This window comes from Planktotalea sp., assembly GCF_050633725.1.
Classification (GTDB): Bacteria; Pseudomonadota; Alphaproteobacteria; order Rhodobacterales; family Rhodobacteraceae; genus Planktotalea.
On sequence record NZ_JBOEHB010000004.1, the window covers coordinates 137,832 to 152,006 of the forward strand.

At 54.0% G+C, this 14,175-nt stretch carries 16 protein-coding genes; 11 read left to right on the forward strand and 5 right to left on the reverse strand.

Translation table 11 applies throughout. The features are described from left to right. The first annotated feature begins 11 nt into the window (after nucleotides 1–11). The 6 genes from ade (at nucleotide 12) to ACRBCU_RS05395 (ending at nucleotide 5,882) form a co-directional block, all read left to right on the forward strand. The gene (gene ade, locus ACRBCU_RS05370; protein ID WP_431364345.1) at nucleotides 12–1,814 is read left to right on the forward strand and encodes an adenine deaminase; all 1,803 of its coding nucleotides are present in this window, start codon (nucleotides 12–14) and stop codon (nucleotides 1,812–1,814) included. A gap of 16 nt (nucleotides 1,815–1,830) precedes the next feature. Beyond that, the gene (locus ACRBCU_RS05375) at nucleotides 1,831–3,303 is read left to right on the forward strand and encodes an AMP nucleosidase (RefSeq protein ID WP_431364346.1); all 1,473 of its coding nucleotides are present in this window, start codon (nucleotides 1,831–1,833) and stop codon (nucleotides 3,301–3,303) included. Between the two features lie 132 nt (nucleotides 3,304–3,435). Continuing rightward, nucleotides 3,436–3,723, forward strand: coding sequence for an HU family DNA-binding protein (locus ACRBCU_RS05380; RefSeq protein WP_431364347.1), 288 nt, complete (start codon nucleotides 3,436–3,438; stop codon nucleotides 3,721–3,723). A 71-nt stretch (nucleotides 3,724–3,794) separates the two neighbouring features. Then, complete coding sequence (locus ACRBCU_RS05385; RefSeq protein WP_431364348.1) at nucleotides 3,795–4,670, forward strand: DMT family transporter; 876 nt, start codon at nucleotides 3,795–3,797, stop codon at nucleotides 4,668–4,670. Between the two features lie 58 nt (nucleotides 4,671–4,728). Then, the gene (locus ACRBCU_RS05390) at nucleotides 4,729–5,442 is read left to right on the forward strand and encodes a cytochrome c biogenesis CcdA family protein (protein WP_431364349.1); all 714 of its coding nucleotides are present in this window, start codon (nucleotides 4,729–4,731) and stop codon (nucleotides 5,440–5,442) included. Nucleotides 5,443–5,465: 23 nt separating this feature from the next. Further along, a complete protein-coding gene (locus ACRBCU_RS05395; RefSeq protein WP_431364350.1) occupies nucleotides 5,466–5,882 on the forward strand; it encodes a thioredoxin family protein in 417 nt (138 codons plus the stop codon). Here ACRBCU_RS05395 and ACRBCU_RS05400 read toward each other — a convergent pair. Further along, complete coding sequence (locus ACRBCU_RS05400) at nucleotides 5,879–6,877, reverse strand: asparaginase (protein ID WP_431364351.1); 999 nt, start codon at nucleotides 6,875–6,877, stop codon at nucleotides 5,879–5,881. The genes ACRBCU_RS05395 and ACRBCU_RS05400 overlap by 4 nt on opposite strands. Nucleotides 6,878–7,050: 173 nt before the next feature. Between ACRBCU_RS05400 and ACRBCU_RS05405 the strand changes: the two genes are divergently transcribed. Together ACRBCU_RS05405 and ACRBCU_RS05410 are read left to right on the forward strand one after the other, a co-directional pair. Then, complete coding sequence (locus ACRBCU_RS05405; protein WP_431364352.1) at nucleotides 7,051–7,578, forward strand: invasion associated locus B family protein; 528 nt, start codon at nucleotides 7,051–7,053, stop codon at nucleotides 7,576–7,578. Nucleotides 7,579–7,584: 6 nt separating this feature from the next. Beyond that, nucleotides 7,585–7,995 carry a CopD family protein gene (locus tag ACRBCU_RS05410; RefSeq protein WP_431364353.1) on the forward strand — a complete coding sequence of 137 codons (411 nt, stop codon included), beginning with the start codon at nucleotides 7,585–7,587 and terminating at the stop codon, nucleotides 7,993–7,995. 39 nt (nucleotides 7,996–8,034) lie between these two features. Here the strand turns inward: ACRBCU_RS05410 and ACRBCU_RS05415 are convergent, their stop codons facing one another. After that, the gene (locus tag ACRBCU_RS05415; protein ID WP_431364354.1) at nucleotides 8,035–8,739 is read right to left on the reverse strand and encodes a DUF4386 domain-containing protein; all 705 of its coding nucleotides are present in this window, start codon (nucleotides 8,737–8,739) and stop codon (nucleotides 8,035–8,037) included. Between the two features lie 195 nt (nucleotides 8,740–8,934). Between ACRBCU_RS05415 and rlmN the strand changes: the two genes are divergently transcribed. After that, nucleotides 8,935–10,110 carry a 23S rRNA (adenine(2503)-C(2))-methyltransferase RlmN gene (gene rlmN, locus ACRBCU_RS05420; protein WP_431364355.1) on the forward strand — a complete coding sequence of 392 codons (1,176 nt, stop codon included), beginning with the start codon at nucleotides 8,935–8,937 and terminating at the stop codon, nucleotides 10,108–10,110. Here rlmN and ACRBCU_RS05425 read toward each other — a convergent pair. Further along, nucleotides 10,107–10,733: a TetR/AcrR family transcriptional regulator gene (locus tag ACRBCU_RS05425; RefSeq protein ID WP_431364356.1), complete on the reverse strand. Its 627-nt coding sequence runs from the start codon at nucleotides 10,731–10,733 to the stop codon at nucleotides 10,107–10,109. The genes rlmN and ACRBCU_RS05425 overlap by 4 nt on opposite strands. 115 nt (nucleotides 10,734–10,848) lie before the next feature. On the opposite strand from ACRBCU_RS05425, the gene mbfA reads away from it, so the two are divergent. Continuing rightward, the gene (gene mbfA / locus ACRBCU_RS05430) at nucleotides 10,849–11,823 is read left to right on the forward strand and encodes an iron exporter MbfA (RefSeq protein ID WP_431364357.1); all 975 of its coding nucleotides are present in this window, start codon (nucleotides 10,849–10,851) and stop codon (nucleotides 11,821–11,823) included. Nucleotides 11,824–11,892: 69 nt separating this feature from the next. On the opposite strand, the gene ACRBCU_RS05435 is transcribed toward mbfA, so the two are convergent. Further along, nucleotides 11,893–12,273: a VOC family protein gene (locus ACRBCU_RS05435; RefSeq protein ID WP_431364358.1), complete on the reverse strand. Its 381-nt coding sequence runs from the start codon at nucleotides 12,271–12,273 to the stop codon at nucleotides 11,893–11,895. Nucleotides 12,274–12,342: 69 nt separating this feature from the next. Next, entirely contained in the window at nucleotides 12,343–13,083 is a 741-nt protein-coding gene (locus ACRBCU_RS05440) for a helix-turn-helix domain-containing protein (RefSeq protein ID WP_431364359.1), read from the reverse strand. 135 nt (nucleotides 13,084–13,218) lie between these two features. Here ACRBCU_RS05440 and ACRBCU_RS05445 point away from each other — a divergent pair, with 135 nt between their 5' ends. Next, nucleotides 13,219–14,157 (forward strand): AEC family transporter, encoded by a 939-nt coding sequence (locus tag ACRBCU_RS05445; protein ID WP_431364360.1) that lies wholly within the window; start codon nucleotides 13,219–13,221, stop codon nucleotides 14,155–14,157. The last annotated feature ends 18 nt before the right edge of the window (nucleotides 14,158–14,175 follow it).

Sequence of the window (14,175 nt, forward strand, 5' to 3'; positions counted from 1 at the left end):
CAACTTTCCTCATGAGTGAATCACACATAAAGACATGGGCGCAGTGCGCACCAAGATTGGTCGCAGTCGCAGCAGGGCGCGCGGCAGCAGATCTCGTTATCAAAGGCGGCACATGGGTTAATGTGCATACCCGCGAAACCCTTGAAAATCATGATTTGGCAATTGCGGACGGACGGTTTGCCTATTGCGGACCTGATGCCTCCCATTGCATTGGGCCTGATACCGAAGTGATCGAAGCAGAAGGCCGCTACATGATCCCCGGCCTGTGCGATGGGCATATGCACATCGAAAGCGGTATGTTGACCCCTGCCGAATTCTCGCGGGCGGTGATCCCGCATGGTACAACGTCGATGTTCACTGACCCGCACGAGATCGCCAATGTTCTCGGCCTCGAAGGCGTGCGCATGATGCACGACGAAGCGATGATGCAACCGATCAACGTCTTCACCCAGATGCCCTCCTGTGCGCCCTCCGCGCCGGGTTTGGAAACGACAGGGTTTGAGATTTCCGCAGAGGACGTGAGCGAAGCGATGGCTTGGCCCGGTATCATCGGCCTTGGCGAGATGATGAATTTCCCGGGCGTTGTGAATGGTGATCCGCAGATGCTGGCCGAGATTGCAGCGACGCAGAACGCGGGCAAAACGGTTGGCGGGCATTATGCCTCGCCCGATTTAGGATCGGCGTTTCACGCCTATGCGGCAGGCGGCCCTGCGGACGATCATGAAGGCACCTGCGAGGCCGACGCTATCGCGCGCACGCGTCAAGGGATGCGCCATATGATGCGGCTGGGCTCAGCTTGGTATGATGTGGAAAGCCAAATTACTGCGGTTACGGAAAAGGGTCTCGATCCACGCAATTTCATTCTCTGCACGGACGACAGCCATTCAGGCACCATTGTTAACGAAGGCCACATGAACCGCGTTGTGCGCCACGCGATTGAATGCGGGTGCGATCCTTTGATTGCGCTACAAATGGCGACGATAAACACGGCAACGCATTTCGGGTTGGAGCGCGAGCTAGGCTCTATCGCGCCCGGCCGTCGCGCGGATGTGATCCTGACATCTGATCTGAAGACATTGCCAATCGAGCATGTAATCGCGCGCGGTCAAACTGTTGCTCGAGACGGGATTTGCGAAGTTGAATGCCCCCATTATGACTGGCCACGCCATGCGCGCGGTACGGTTTACATGGGACCACAAAAGAGCGCGCAGGATTTTGAGATCAAAGCGCCAGAAGGTGCCAACTCGGTGCGCGCGAATGTTATCGGCGTCGTTGAAAACCAAGCTCCCACAAAGGCGCTAAAAGTTGATCTACCTGTGACCGAGGGTCTGGTTGAAACCAGTGATCAAGGTGACATCTGTCAGATCGCTCTTGTCGAGCGTCATCGCGCATCGGGCGCTGTTGTGAACGGGTTCGTGTCTGGCTTTGGTTATGAAGGGCCTATGGCGATGGCCTCAACTGTTGCCCATGATAGCCACCACATGATTGTCGTCGGCACCGATCGCGAAATGATGGCCGCCGCCGCGAACAGGCTCGCTGAGGTCGGCGGCGGTGTCACAGTTTGGAAAGACGGCGCGGAACTGGCGCTGGTTGAACTGCCCATCGCGGGGCTTATGTCAGACGAACCCGCAAAGGACGTCGCACGAAAAGCCGAAGACATGGTACACGCCATGATCGAATGTGGGTGCACGTTAAATAACGCTTACATGCAGCATTCATTATTGGCCTTGGTCGTGATCCCTGAAATCAGGATTTCCGATCTCGGCCTCGTGGATGTCACGAAATTTGAACTGACCCCGCTCTTTGAAAGCTAGGGGCATAGAGGACGAGATGAAACAACACTCCATAGTAACGCCTGACGCGATTCACCCCGAAGCCTTTCGCGACCCGAAAGCAGCTGTTGCGCAACTGATCAAGCTGTATGATCACGCGACAAATTTTCTGTGTGAAAAATTCAGCGAGGCGATGCAAAGGGGGCATCCCGGACACAAATTTCGTGCGTTCTACCCTGAAATTCGCATTACAACGACCAGCTTTGCGCAAGTGGATAGCCGCTTAAGCTTCGGCCATGTCTCATCGCCCGGAACCCATGCCGCAACGATCACGCGGCCCGATCTGTTTGCACACTATCTAGAGCAGCAGATCGCGCTTTTGATCGAGAACCACGATGTTGCCGTAGGGATTGGCGTTTCCGATACACCAATCCCCGTGCATTTTGCTGTTGCGAACGATGCGCGCATTTCGGTGCCACAAGAGGGCGCTGCTGAATTTACGCTGCGCGATGTGTTTGATGTACCCGATCTCAGCACGACAAACGATGACATTGTGAATGGCACGCATACGCTGCCTGAGGACGGGACCGAACCGCTTGCGCCCTTTACGGCCCAGCGTATCGACTACTCGCTTGCGCGGCTTTCACATTACACCGCGACCGCGCCTGAGCATTTTCAGAACCATGTGTTGTTTACCAACTATCAGTTCTACGTGTCGGAATTTGAAAACTACGCGCGCGAGCAGATCGCCAATCCTGATAGCGCCTACTCCAGTTTTGTCAGCACCGGGAATGTCGAGATTTTCGATTCGACAACAGTGATAGAGCCAACAACCAAAACGCCGCAAATGCCGACATACCACTTGAAAAAGCCGGACGGCAGCGGAATCACCTTGGTCAATATCGGTGTTGGCCCCTCAAACGCAAAGACCGCAACCGATCATATCGCGGTGCTGCGACCGCATGCGTGGCTCATGGTTGGTCATTGTGCAGGTCTGCGGAACTCACAAAGTCTTGGTGATTTCGTACTCGCCCACGCTTACCTACGCGAAGATCGTGTGCTGGATGATGATCTGCCTGTTTGGGTTCCAATCCCCGCTTTAGCCGAAATGCAAATCGCGCTTGAATCTGCTGTCGCGGATGTCACCAAATTAGAGGGTTACGATCTAAAACAGGTCATGCGAACTGGAACTGTCGCATCAGTTGACAATCGCAACTGGGAGTTGCGCGACCAAGATGGGCCTGTTCAGCGGCTCTCGCAATCACGCGCGGTCGCGTTGGATATGGAAAGCGCGACGATAGCGGCCAACGGATTTCGATTCCGTGTCCCTTATGGAACGTTGCTTTGTGTCTCGGACAAACCGCTTCATGGTGAACTCAAGCTGCCTGGCATGGCGTCAGATTTCTATACAACGCAGGTTGCGCGCCACTTGATGATCGGAATAAAGGCTATGGAAACCCTAAGCGAAATGCCGTTAGAACGCATTCACAGCCGCAAATTACGCTCTTTTCACGAGACTGCGTTCCTTTGACCTCGGGGAAATGTTAAAAAACGCCTGTTTTTTGCACATTTCTGCGTCTCTATCCGTTGTGCTAGGTGGCAAGATACCGTTACATGCGTCTTCAGAGGCCCAAGATACGGGCAGTAAAGGGAGACCATGAACATGGCAAAACCAATGACAAAAACTCAACTGGTCGCTGCACTGGCTGATGAAATGGGCGCAGACAAAAAAGCTGCTGGCGCGGCGCTTGACGCAGTATGCGCATTGATCACACGCGAAGTATCCGGCGGCGGCGCTGTCACACTTCCAGGCGTTGGCAAAATCTATTGCCGTGAGCGTCCAGAGCGTATGGTTCGCAACCCAGCAACGGGTGAGCAGATCAAGAAAGACGCGGACAAGGTTGTCAAAATGACAATCGCGAAAGCATTGAAAGACAGCGTTAACGGCTGATCTTGCATTTGCACTGATTATACGAAAAGGGTCGCTCTTATAGAGCGGCCCTTTTTGCATTGGAGCACCCCATGGATATTCGCGCGTTACTGATGGGGCTGGCCTTTGCGCTGATGTGGTCGAGCGCCTTCACTTCCGCACGGATCATCGTACAGGATGCGCCGCCGCTGGCCTCACTTAGTTTGCGATTCTTCCTGTCGGGTTTGATCGGCGTTTTAATCGCCAAAGCGCTTGGGCAGAGTTGGAACCTAACGCGCAACCAATGGCGCGCTGTTTTCGTGTTCGGGCTTTGCCAGAACGCGCTTTATCTCGGGCTTAATTTCTTCGCGATGCAAACTGTAGAAGCCTCGCTCGCCTCCATTATCGCGTCTAGCATGCCACTGCTTGTAGCAGGGATCGGGTGGCTCTTGCTTAAGGATCGCTTGCCAGTTCAGGGCGTGATCGGATTGCTCCTTGGCATTGTTGGCGTGGTTCTTATCATGGGTGCCCGATTCAGCGGGAATGCAGATCTCGTCGGTATGGCGCTTTGCGTCATTGGCGCTTTGGCTCTCGCAATCGCAACGCTTGCGATGCGCGGTGCCTCATCTGGTGGGAACCTGTTGATGGTTGTCGGTCTGCAAATGTTCGTCGGCGCAATCATCCTTGGCATAGTGTCTGCCTTCACCGAAACGATATACGTGAACCCGTCCATGCGACTTGCGATGGCCTTTGCCTATACGACGCTTGTCCCGGGTCTGATCGCAACCTTCATATGGTTCAGCCTTGTCGAGCGAATCGGAGCGGTCCGCGCTTCTACCTTTCATTTCCTCAATCCGTTCTTTGGCGTTGCTATTGCGGCTATCCTGCTTGACGAAGACCTTGGACGCATGGACATCATTGGCGTGCTGGTCATCACCGTTGGCATTCTGTTGGTGCAGCTTTCGAAACAAAAACCCACGGGGAGTTGAACGCGCGCTAGTGTCTTGTGGGGTGACAGCAATGCCCCCCATGTCCTAACTCATATTCATGGAATTGATTTTTGCATATGGCGCGGGATTGCTGACGCTGATTAACCCCTGCGTGTTACCCGTTTTGCCGATTGTCTTGGCCACCGCTCTGCAAGCAAGCCGCTGGGGACCAGTGGCCCTTGCAGCGGGAATGAGCCTGTCTTTTGTCGTGCTTGGCGTTGCTGTCTCTGCCTTTGGCCGCGCTGTTGGCCTCAATGCAGATAGTATCGCCCAAGCTGGTGCCGTGTTGATGGTGCTTTTTGGCATCGTTCTCTTGGTTCCTCGCGCCTCTGCCGTGTTTTCAACTGCCACCGCTGGTGTCGCTGCGCGCGCCGATAGCGGATTGGACGAGATAGATCGCAGCTCGCTTACAGGGCAGTTCGTCGGCGGAATGCTTCTTGGCGCTGTTTGGTCCCCCTGCGTTGGCCCAACCTTGGGCGGCGCAATTTCCCTCGCGAGCCAAGGCGAAAGCCTGTTGTGGGCCACAGCGATCATGCTGTTCTTCGCACTTGGCGTATCTTCCATCATCCTTGCCCTTGGCTATGGCGCGCGCTCTGCTTTGCAAAAACGTCAGGCCGCAATGCGCAAATTCGCCGCCGCTGCGCGTCCCCTACTTGGCGCAATTTTCATCGCTGTCGGGCTGATGCTCTTCTTCAAATGGCACTACGTCATTGAAAGCTATCTGCTCGATATCATGCCGATCTGGCTACAAGACCTATCCGTTAAACTGTAATCCGTCCCCTTAAGGAGTATCCCATGAACCGAAGAACACTGATCCTCTCTGGCGCTGCAACGCTTGTTTTGCCTGCCCTGCCAGCCTTCGCAGTACCGCTCGATTACACGCCCGGTCTCGCCAAGAAGCACCTTGATGCAGGCGCGACTGTGTTTCTTGATTTCAAAGCCGACTGGTGTGGCACCTGCCGCGCGCAAGAGCGTGTTTTGACCAACCTCAAGCAACAAAATGGCGCTTACGAGAAAAACATCGTATTCATCAACGTCGATTGGGACACCTATGGCACGTCTCAAATGGTAGATCGTTTGAAAATTCCGCGCCGCTCAACCTTGGTAGCGCTCAAAGGCAAAACCGAGATCGGGCGCATCGTTGCCGACACGTCCGAGCGCAACATCAAAAAATTGATGGATTCAGCATTGGCCGCCGCAACAACGGCCTAAGCCACAAGGCCAGCCGCTGGCCTGATGTATCCCGTGAGCGTCCCGCGCCAATTGGTGATCGGGGCGTTCATGCGTTTGAGCGTGGCGGGATGGCCTGCATCCAATACGCCGAGGCGCACCAAAAGCGCCGCGATCGCGCATTCCGCGCCGCGCGTGCTGCCATCTGCAACCTTCAGCGCAATGCCCATTTGTTGTTCTGGCAGGATCCCCACGTAAAAGGCCTCTGCCCCCGTTTTGATCGCAACCTTTCCACCCATCGCACGCATCAATTCGGTGCAGGCGCGGGCTTCACCCGCAACCAATTCAGGATGTAACGCCATCGCTTCGGTCAGGCGCGCCGCTGCATTGCTCACGCTGTCAGAACGCGTGTGCGCAGAGGCAAAGAACCCCATCGCGCGGGCCATCGCATGAAGCGACGTCGCGTGATTTGGCGCGGAACAACCGTCGATCACAAAGCCCGGCGATGTGAGCTGCGTTGTCTCCTCGACAGCCTCTAAACATGCCTTCTGCACCGCATGTGCAGGGTCGATGTACTCTGGTCCGGCCCCCAAATGTTTACTAAGCGTCAGAAACCCCGCGTGTTTGCCAGAGCAATTATTGTGGATCTGACACGGGCTATTGTCGGTCTTAATCAGATCATTCATTGCAGGCTCGTCCGCAGGTTTTTGTGGCCCGCAGCGCAAATCATCCTCGCCAAGCCCCAAATCATCGAGCCAACGCGTCACGCGGTCCGTATGGATCGCCGCGCCTTGATGCGAGGCGCATGCCAGCGCGAGATGCTCTGTGCCAAGCCCCGCCGCATCGGCCGCACCAGAGGTGATCAAAGGGATCGCCTGCAACATCTTGGAAGAGGAGCGCGGCAGGATGATTTCTTCGGGATTTCCCCAAGCATCCACAATCTGACCCGAGCCGTCACAAATGACCGCGTGACCCAAATGCAGGCTTTCCAGAAACTCGCCGCGCCAGATTTCGGCCAAGGGAACGGGTCCAGTCATTTTGCTCTCCTGAAAAACTACGGCGAAAAAATGCCAAGCAGGCATTCACCTGTGGTGGATTTCAGGCTAATGTGCTTTTGTCGAGAAGAAAATGCTGGGCGCGATAACAGTCGGTTAAGAGACGCGGCGCGCAGTTTGTTATTGAGGTTTCGGACAGCTTGGAGGCTGGACAGATGAATTCATGGATTACGCGCACAGGATTGGCAGCGGCGATGGCCCTTGCAACCACAGGCGCATTTGCCCAAGCGCAAAGCACGAACCGCGTAGGCGCAAACACCGATTGGAGCGTTTTTGTCGAAAGCAATCCAAAGGAATGCTGGAGCGTTTCGTCCCCGAAAGAAACGGTAAACACACGTGGTGGCCGCGTCGTTGCGGTGAAACGCGGTGATATTTTGCTATTCGTTTTCAACCGCCCGGGTTCTGGTGTGACAGGCCAAGTGACCTTTACTGGCGGCTATCCTTTCGCAAGCGGATCAACCGTTAACATGAACATCAGCGGCACCGAGTTCGAATTGTTTACCGATGGCGAATGGGCATGGCCTGCGACCCCCGCGGATGACGCCAAGATCATTACCGCGATGAAGCGTGGCAGCAGCGCCATTCTCACGGCGCGCTCTGGTCGCGGAACGCAGACGAAAGACACCTTCTCTTTGCTCGGCTTCACCGCGTCTGTTGAAGAGTCTGAGAAGCGCTGCAAATAAGTTCTGATGGAATGGGTTAAGATCATCCATCTGCTCTGCGTGATGGGGTGGATGACCTCTATTTTTGCCGTGCCGCGCGCTTTGATTTTCTGGAAACGGGAATATGAACGGCTCGGTGAAAACGGCCCGCTTGGTGATCTGACCTTTAGGCTCTATCGCTTTTCCAACATGCTCAGCTTTATCGCGATTGCGATGGGGCTTTGGCTGGCGTGGGATTGGGGATTTCCGACGTGGAGCTTGGTGAAACTGGCGCTCGTTGTCGTATTGATTGTTCAGTATGAAATGACGGGCCGCATGGTGCGCCGCGCGAAACAGGGTATTTTCAACGAAAGTGATATGTTCCTTCGCATTTTCAATGAATCCAGCGTCATTGGTGTGATCGCCATCCTATGGCTAGTTGTTTCAAAACCCTTCTAAAGAAGTGCGCAACACGCTGCGCACTTCTGGTTCTTCGGATTACCGCGCAGGATTTCTGCCGAATATTGCGAGCATAAGCGCAAAACTGATCTCGGACAGCGTCACAATGACTAGCAAACCGATCCGTAAGTTACCGAGCCATGCTTGATCCGTGAGCACACTGGCGTAGGCGCTATCCAAGATGTAGCCAAGCCCGCCGATCATTAACCCATAACCCAGCCACTTTGGAAACGCACCTGAACGCACAACCAAACTGCCCAGTAGCAAGAGGTGGAGCGTGAAGAAGAGCTGCCAAATCCAGACACCAACGCTATTGAGATGCAGCATGAGCATTACCCATTCAACGCGCTGCGGTTCTGGAAAAGCGATCAATGCACCTTCAGCAGTCGCTAGGTAGAGCGCGCCTGCGTAGAAAAACAACATCGATGCCATGACTGCGACCATCATTACCCGTGCGATTGCAGCGGCGAGCGACAGCGTCGCGTTCACCGACCTGAACATAAAGAACAGCATGACCGACACCATGACTTCGGCCAGCATGACCACGGCATCCCCGAGGATGCCGAGGTGAAAGAGAGATTGGCGTTCGATCAAGTTCGCGACCGTTGCGGTGCCATCACCAGCGACTTGGATTTGGCTGGGCACATAGGCAATCGAAAAGCCGCCTGCGACAGCGATTGTGAGATAGAAAAGACCAGCCAAACGCGCGTAGCCTTGGCTCTGGGTATCGTTGATATTGAGCATTGTTCTAACCTTCCTAAATGATGAGGAGGGTTTAGAGCGCGACAATGCATGCGAAAATTGCCTAAATAGGACTAGTATTCATGCATAAATGCATGAACTCGCTGATCTGCCTTGATCGCTTCAAAGATCAGATTTCCCTTCTTTTATGAGTCAAACCAGTATACACGCGGCAGCATTCCAAAAAGGCAATGTACCATGACGGCCACGGCTCCGATCACTCAAGACGTAATGACGATCCCCCGCAAAATGCCGGAGGGTGCAATTAACCTTGTTGGCCTTACACGGGCAAAGATGCGCGACGTGTTGATTGAGAATGGCACACCTGAGAAGCAGGCCAAGATGCGCGTTGGGCAGATTTGGCAGTGGATTTACCAATGGGGCAAGCGCGACTTTGACGAGATGACCAATCTCTCCAAAGCTTACCGCGCTGAATTGGCTGAAAAATTCGTGATCGAAGTACCTGAGGTCATCACGCGTCAGGTCTCCGAGGATGGCACCCGCAAGTATCTGGTGCGCATCGCAGGCGGGCATGAGGTCGAGATCGTTTACATCCCCGAAGAGGGGCGCGGTACGCTGTGCGTTTCCTCGCAGGTCGGTTGCACGCTTACCTGTTCCTTCTGCCATACTGGTACGCAAAAACTGGTGCGCAACCTGACGGCTGGTGAAATCATCGGCCAAGTCATGGTCGCGCGCGATGATCTGGGCGAATGGCCCGAGCAAGGCGCGCCCAAGGATGAAACGCGCCTCTTGAGCAATATCGTGCTGATGGGCATGGGTGAGCCGCTTTATAATTTCGAGAACGTGCGCGACGCGATGAAGATCGCTATGGATGAAGAGGGCATTCAATTGTCCCGCCGTCGTATTACGCTTTCCACATCCGGCATTGTGCCTGAGATTGAGCGCACCGCCGATGAGATTGGTTGCCAGCTTGCGGTGAGTTTCCACGCAACCACGGACGAGGTGCGCGACAAGCTGGTTCCAATCAACAAGCGCTGGAATATCGAAGCCTTGCTAGAAGCGCTGCGCAACTATCCGCGTGGGCGTAACTCTGAGCGCATCACCTTTGAATATGTCATGCTCGACGGTGTGAACGATACCGAGGAAGACGCGCATCGCTTGGTCAAACTGATCGACGGCATCCCTGCCAAGATCAACCTGATCCCCTTCAACGAATGGCCCGGCGCGCCCTACAAGCGCTCCTCGAACAACCGTATCCATCGATTTGCGGACATTATTTATAAGGCTGGCTATGCCTCGCCGATCCGCAAACCGCGCGGAGAGGATATTATGGCGGCCTGTGGTCAGCTCAAATCTGCTACTGAGCGGGCGCGTAAATCACGCAAACAGATCGAAGCAGAAGCAGGGCTTTAACGGGTCTTCACCGCATATCTAGCGAGAAAAGTTGTGACTGCGCTGGTAACGACGCGGTCAATGTCTTGCGAACTGAAGTCGGTCTGAACCCCAAACAGCATCTTTGGAAAGATATCCGCTTTGCACAACTCGGCGAACTGATCTGCGGCGAGGTCTGTATCTTCGATTGCAAGCTCGCCGCTATCAGACGCGCTGGTCAGATAATCACCAATTTTCTGCTTAACCACCAACGGTCCGCTTTCATAAAAGGCAATTCCAAGCTCGGGAAAGCGGTCAGCTTCTGCGATACAGATCCGAAACATCCGTTGCCCGAACTCTGATGTAATAAACCCGAGCAGATGACGTCCCGCGTTGGTCAACACCTGCGCCGCTGGGGCGCTTTGGTCGATGTGTTCCATCGCATAGTCAGCTTGGCGCGCGCATTCGCTTTGCACGACATTCACAAACAAACTCTCTTTGTCGGGGAAATAGCTATAGAGTGTTGCCTTGGACACGCCACTTTCTTTGGCGACGTAGTCCATATTGGATGCACTAAATCCCTCGGCCAAAAATACCGTACGGGCACCTTGCAAAACCTGATCGAACTTACGCCCCCTGCGAATGGCCGTGTTTTGCAAATTCATTCTGTCCTCCCGACATCACGCGAAACTACAGGCTATCACCTGAACTATTCAAGCCGCCTTGCGCATAATCACATCATGCCCCATATTTAGAATCATTCTAAATATGAGAATTCCTATGCGCTTTACAAATCACCGTCGACGCTTTTCTGACCTGACAGAACAAGAGGTCCTCGCGCTTGCGATTTCCTCCGAAGAAGATGACGCTCGGATTTATCGCTCGTACGCTGAGGAGCTGCGCTCAGAATTTCCAGCAAGCGCCGCGATCTTTGAAGATATGGCTGACGAAGAGGACACGCACCGCTCGCGTCTAATTGCGCAGCACCAACAGCGGTTTGGTGCTGTAATTCCATTGATACGACGTGAACATGTCGCCGGGCATTATGCGCGGCAACCGGTTTGGTTGATCAAAAACCTGTCGCTTGAACGCATACGCGAGGAAGCCGCGAACATGGAGCGTGCGGCAGCGCATTTTTATACCGAGGCCGCCAAGCGCAGCACGGATGCTGGAACGCGGCAATTGCTTGGCGATTTGGCCGCAGAAGAGTCAAAGCACCAGACACGCGCGGAAACGCTGGAAGAAGAGCACCTAAGCGGTGAAGCTGGAGATGATGAAGAACGCGCAGCAAAGCGCCAGTTCCTGTTAACATGGGTGCAACCCGGTCTTGCGGGCCTCATGGACGGCTCTGTTTCAACCCTTGCACCAATATTCGCAACCGCCTTTGCGACCCACAACACTTGGACGACCTTTCTGGTCGGACTTGCGGCTTCGGTTGGTGCGGGTATTTCGATGGGCTTTACGGAAGCGGCAAGCGATGATGGTCAGCTATCGGGGCGAGGATCACCCATAAAGCGAGGATTTTCCTCGGGGATTATGACAACCGTCGGTGGCTTGGGGCATGCTATGCCATATCTCATCACCGATTTCTGGACCGCGACTATTGTTGCCATCATCGTTGTGTTTGTTGAGCTTTGGGCAATTGCATGGATCCAGAACAAGTATATGGAAACGCCCTTTTTTCGCGCGGCCTTCCAAGTTGTTCTGGGGGGAGCATTGGTTTTCGCGGCTGGCGTCTTGATTGGCAGCGGCTAGGAAAATGACAAGCACGGGTCGCATATTCGTCTGCCCGTGCTTGCTTTTGTTGCGTTTCAGGCTGGCGGTTTACGCCATTGAGTTCATGCCAAACATATTGCCTTCAGTGTCTTGGCAGATCGAGACGAAACCGAACTCGCCTATCGAGAACTTTGGCCGGATCACGATCCCGCCTGCTTCGACGACGCGGCTTTCTTCGACAGCAACATCTTGCGCTGAAAAGTAAACAATCGTTCCACCAACACCCGGCCCGGCGTGTGGCGCTTTGGTCAACGCCCCAGCTGCGCCATAGGCGCTCATGTCAGCAGGAAAGCTCATCATTTGAGTTTCACCAGTCGGATCGCCCATCTCTTCGAGCTTGGTCCCCAAGACAGTTTCGTAAAAGCGTGTGGCCCGATCCAGATCGTCTACGTAAATGTCAAACCAAGCGACTGCGTTCATCTTTGTCATGTCATATTCCTTTTGTTGATAGGCTATGACACCGAACTACCAAGTCATCTGGGGTGGGTATTGTAGATTTCAGACATCGAATTTTTTTGCGTATTTTCCGGGTGTGTACCCTGTCGCGCGGCGAAAGGAGTGGATGAAATGGGACTGATCCGCATAGGACCACGTATCCTTGCCGTTCAAAGACTGCTGCACCCTCAAGACCTTTAAAAAGTCATGGGGTGTAAAATCAGTGGTTCGCTTGAGCGTGCGTTGTAATTGACGCGCTGATATTCCCACGCACTCCGCCATGTCAGCAACGTTGTGAATATCGTCCAAGTGTTGGAAAATCTTCTCGGTCACAGGGTTCGCGGCAACGTGTTTGCTTTCAATGAGCTGTTCAACAAGCTGGGTCAAAAGGGGTTGGCTCGCGTCAAAGCCCCGCGTCGTGATTTCGCGGTTCAACTCGATCAAAGGCAGCGTACCCACATAGGGCCTATCAAGCATGCCATAGATGATGTGTTCATTCTCGCTCTGCCAGACACCGGGAAGAAAACGAATGTTAATGAAATGAAATGACGTGCCTAAGTTAAATTCTTCAGATTCTGCCCGAAGTTTGGCTACGCCAGTGACGTTCGGGTTCATCTGGTCAAACACCACATAGGAACAGGCATCAGGCAAAGCGTGAAACCGATAGTCTTCTTGCAGCGGAGACTCTGTTTTTAACTCCAAGTATCGATGAACGATCCCGCGCAAATGACTAGGGGGTTCAACTTCGGTGAACTGCACGGATTGAACAGCCTTGTCTTTGCCATTGCCCTTGGGGTCATACATTCCTGTTCTTCCTTTCGCCGTGTGCATCGCGGGCTGTACTCCCCTTAACAAATAAAGCGCAGGAACCTAGCAAAACCTTCCTAGAGCGGCGCAAGTATCTTGCCCCAGTCTAGCGGGCAAGATACCCCTAAGCCTATGCTGGATATTTTCCTTCAAACACTTCCCTTTTTTGCGGTGATCGCACTGGGCTATGGCGCAGGGCGCACGGGCTTTTTCACCCAAGAAGCGACGGCCTTTCTAACAAAGTTTGTATTTTACTTTGCGCTGTCTGCGATGCTGTTTCGTTTTGCTGCGAACCTGCCCCTTAGCGAAGTCTGGAATGGACGTTTGGTCGGCGCTTATCTTTGGGGAACAGCCTTTGTTTACGGCATCGCAACGATTGTCGCGCTGTTGCGGAAACAAGGGATGCGAAGGACCGCAATCGAAGCGCAATGTGCAGTCATCGGAAACACCGGTTTTCTTGGGGTTCCGATGCTGGTGCTACTATTAGGCGAGCAAGCTATTGGCCCTGTCATGCTCGCCTTGGCGGTCGATCTCGTTGTGTTCTCAAGCTTGATCGTCATCTTGATGTCTATCGCCAATGAAGGAAGGTTCGATCTCTCAATTTTCAAAACGATTGGCCTTGGGCTTTTGAAAAACCCGATGGTTGTGTCGATGGTTCTCGGCCTTAGTTGGTCTGCGACTGGCGCAGCATTACCAACGCCTGTGAACGCCTTTGTGACCCTTTTAGGCGATGCCGCAACGCCGGGAGCGCTGTTTGCTATCGGCGCATCCCTTGCGGGCAAGTCCACCGAGCGGCTCGAAGTCGCGTTGTGGCTGTCCTTCTGCAAGCTCATTTTGCACCCTGCTTTTGTTGCGATCGCCGCAATATTCCTCTTTCCGCTTGATCCCTATTCTGCTGGCGTCATCATAGCTGCCGCCGCCCTGCCTGTAGCTGGCAATGTGTATATGCTTGCACAGCACTTTAACGTCGCACCGCAGCGTGTTTCCGCTGCAATTCTCGTTTCAACCGCTATCAGCATTGTCACCGTGTCCTTGGTGATTGGCTGGGTAAGCGGCTTTCAATCACCCTAAGGAGCCCGTCTCAATGTC

Excerpts from the sequence above, each read along its gene's own strand:
- ade (WP_431364345.1), top strand. The coding sequence starts at position 12 with ATGAGTGAATCACACATAAAGACATGGGCGCAGTGCGCACCAAGATTG.
- ACRBCU_RS05375 (WP_431364346.1), top strand. The coding sequence starts at position 1,831 with ATGAAACAACACTCCATAGTAACGCCTGACGCGATTCACCCCGAAGCC.
- ACRBCU_RS05380 (WP_431364347.1), top strand. The coding sequence starts at position 3,436 with ATGGCAAAACCAATGACAAAAACTCAACTGGTCGCTGCACTGGCTGAT.
- ACRBCU_RS05385 (WP_431364348.1), top strand. The coding sequence starts at position 3,795 with ATGGATATTCGCGCGTTACTGATGGGGCTGGCCTTTGCGCTGATGTGG.
- ACRBCU_RS05390 (WP_431364349.1), top strand. The coding sequence starts at position 4,729 with ATGGAATTGATTTTTGCATATGGCGCGGGATTGCTGACGCTGATTAAC.
- ACRBCU_RS05395 (WP_431364350.1), top strand. The coding sequence starts at position 5,466 with ATGAACCGAAGAACACTGATCCTCTCTGGCGCTGCAACGCTTGTTTTG.
- ACRBCU_RS05400 (WP_431364351.1), bottom strand. The coding sequence starts at position 6,877 with ATGACTGGACCCGTTCCCTTGGCCGAAATCTGGCGCGGCGAGTTTCTG.
- ACRBCU_RS05405 (WP_431364352.1), top strand. The coding sequence starts at position 7,051 with ATGAATTCATGGATTACGCGCACAGGATTGGCAGCGGCGATGGCCCTT.
- ACRBCU_RS05410 (WP_431364353.1), top strand. The coding sequence starts at position 7,585 with ATGGAATGGGTTAAGATCATCCATCTGCTCTGCGTGATGGGGTGGATG.
- ACRBCU_RS05415 (WP_431364354.1), bottom strand. The coding sequence starts at position 8,739 with ATGCTCAATATCAACGATACCCAGAGCCAAGGCTACGCGCGTTTGGCT.
- rlmN (WP_431364355.1), top strand. The coding sequence starts at position 8,935 with ATGACGGCCACGGCTCCGATCACTCAAGACGTAATGACGATCCCCCGC.
- ACRBCU_RS05425 (WP_431364356.1), bottom strand. The coding sequence starts at position 10,733 with ATGAATTTGCAAAACACGGCCATTCGCAGGGGGCGTAAGTTCGATCAG.
- mbfA (WP_431364357.1), top strand. The coding sequence starts at position 10,849 with ATGCGCTTTACAAATCACCGTCGACGCTTTTCTGACCTGACAGAACAA.
- ACRBCU_RS05435 (WP_431364358.1), bottom strand. The coding sequence starts at position 12,273 with ATGACAAAGATGAACGCAGTCGCTTGGTTTGACATTTACGTAGACGAT.
- ACRBCU_RS05440 (WP_431364359.1), bottom strand. The coding sequence starts at position 13,083 with ATGTATGACCCCAAGGGCAATGGCAAAGACAAGGCTGTTCAATCCGTG.
- ACRBCU_RS05445 (WP_431364360.1), top strand. The coding sequence starts at position 13,219 with ATGCTGGATATTTTCCTTCAAACACTTCCCTTTTTTGCGGTGATCGCA.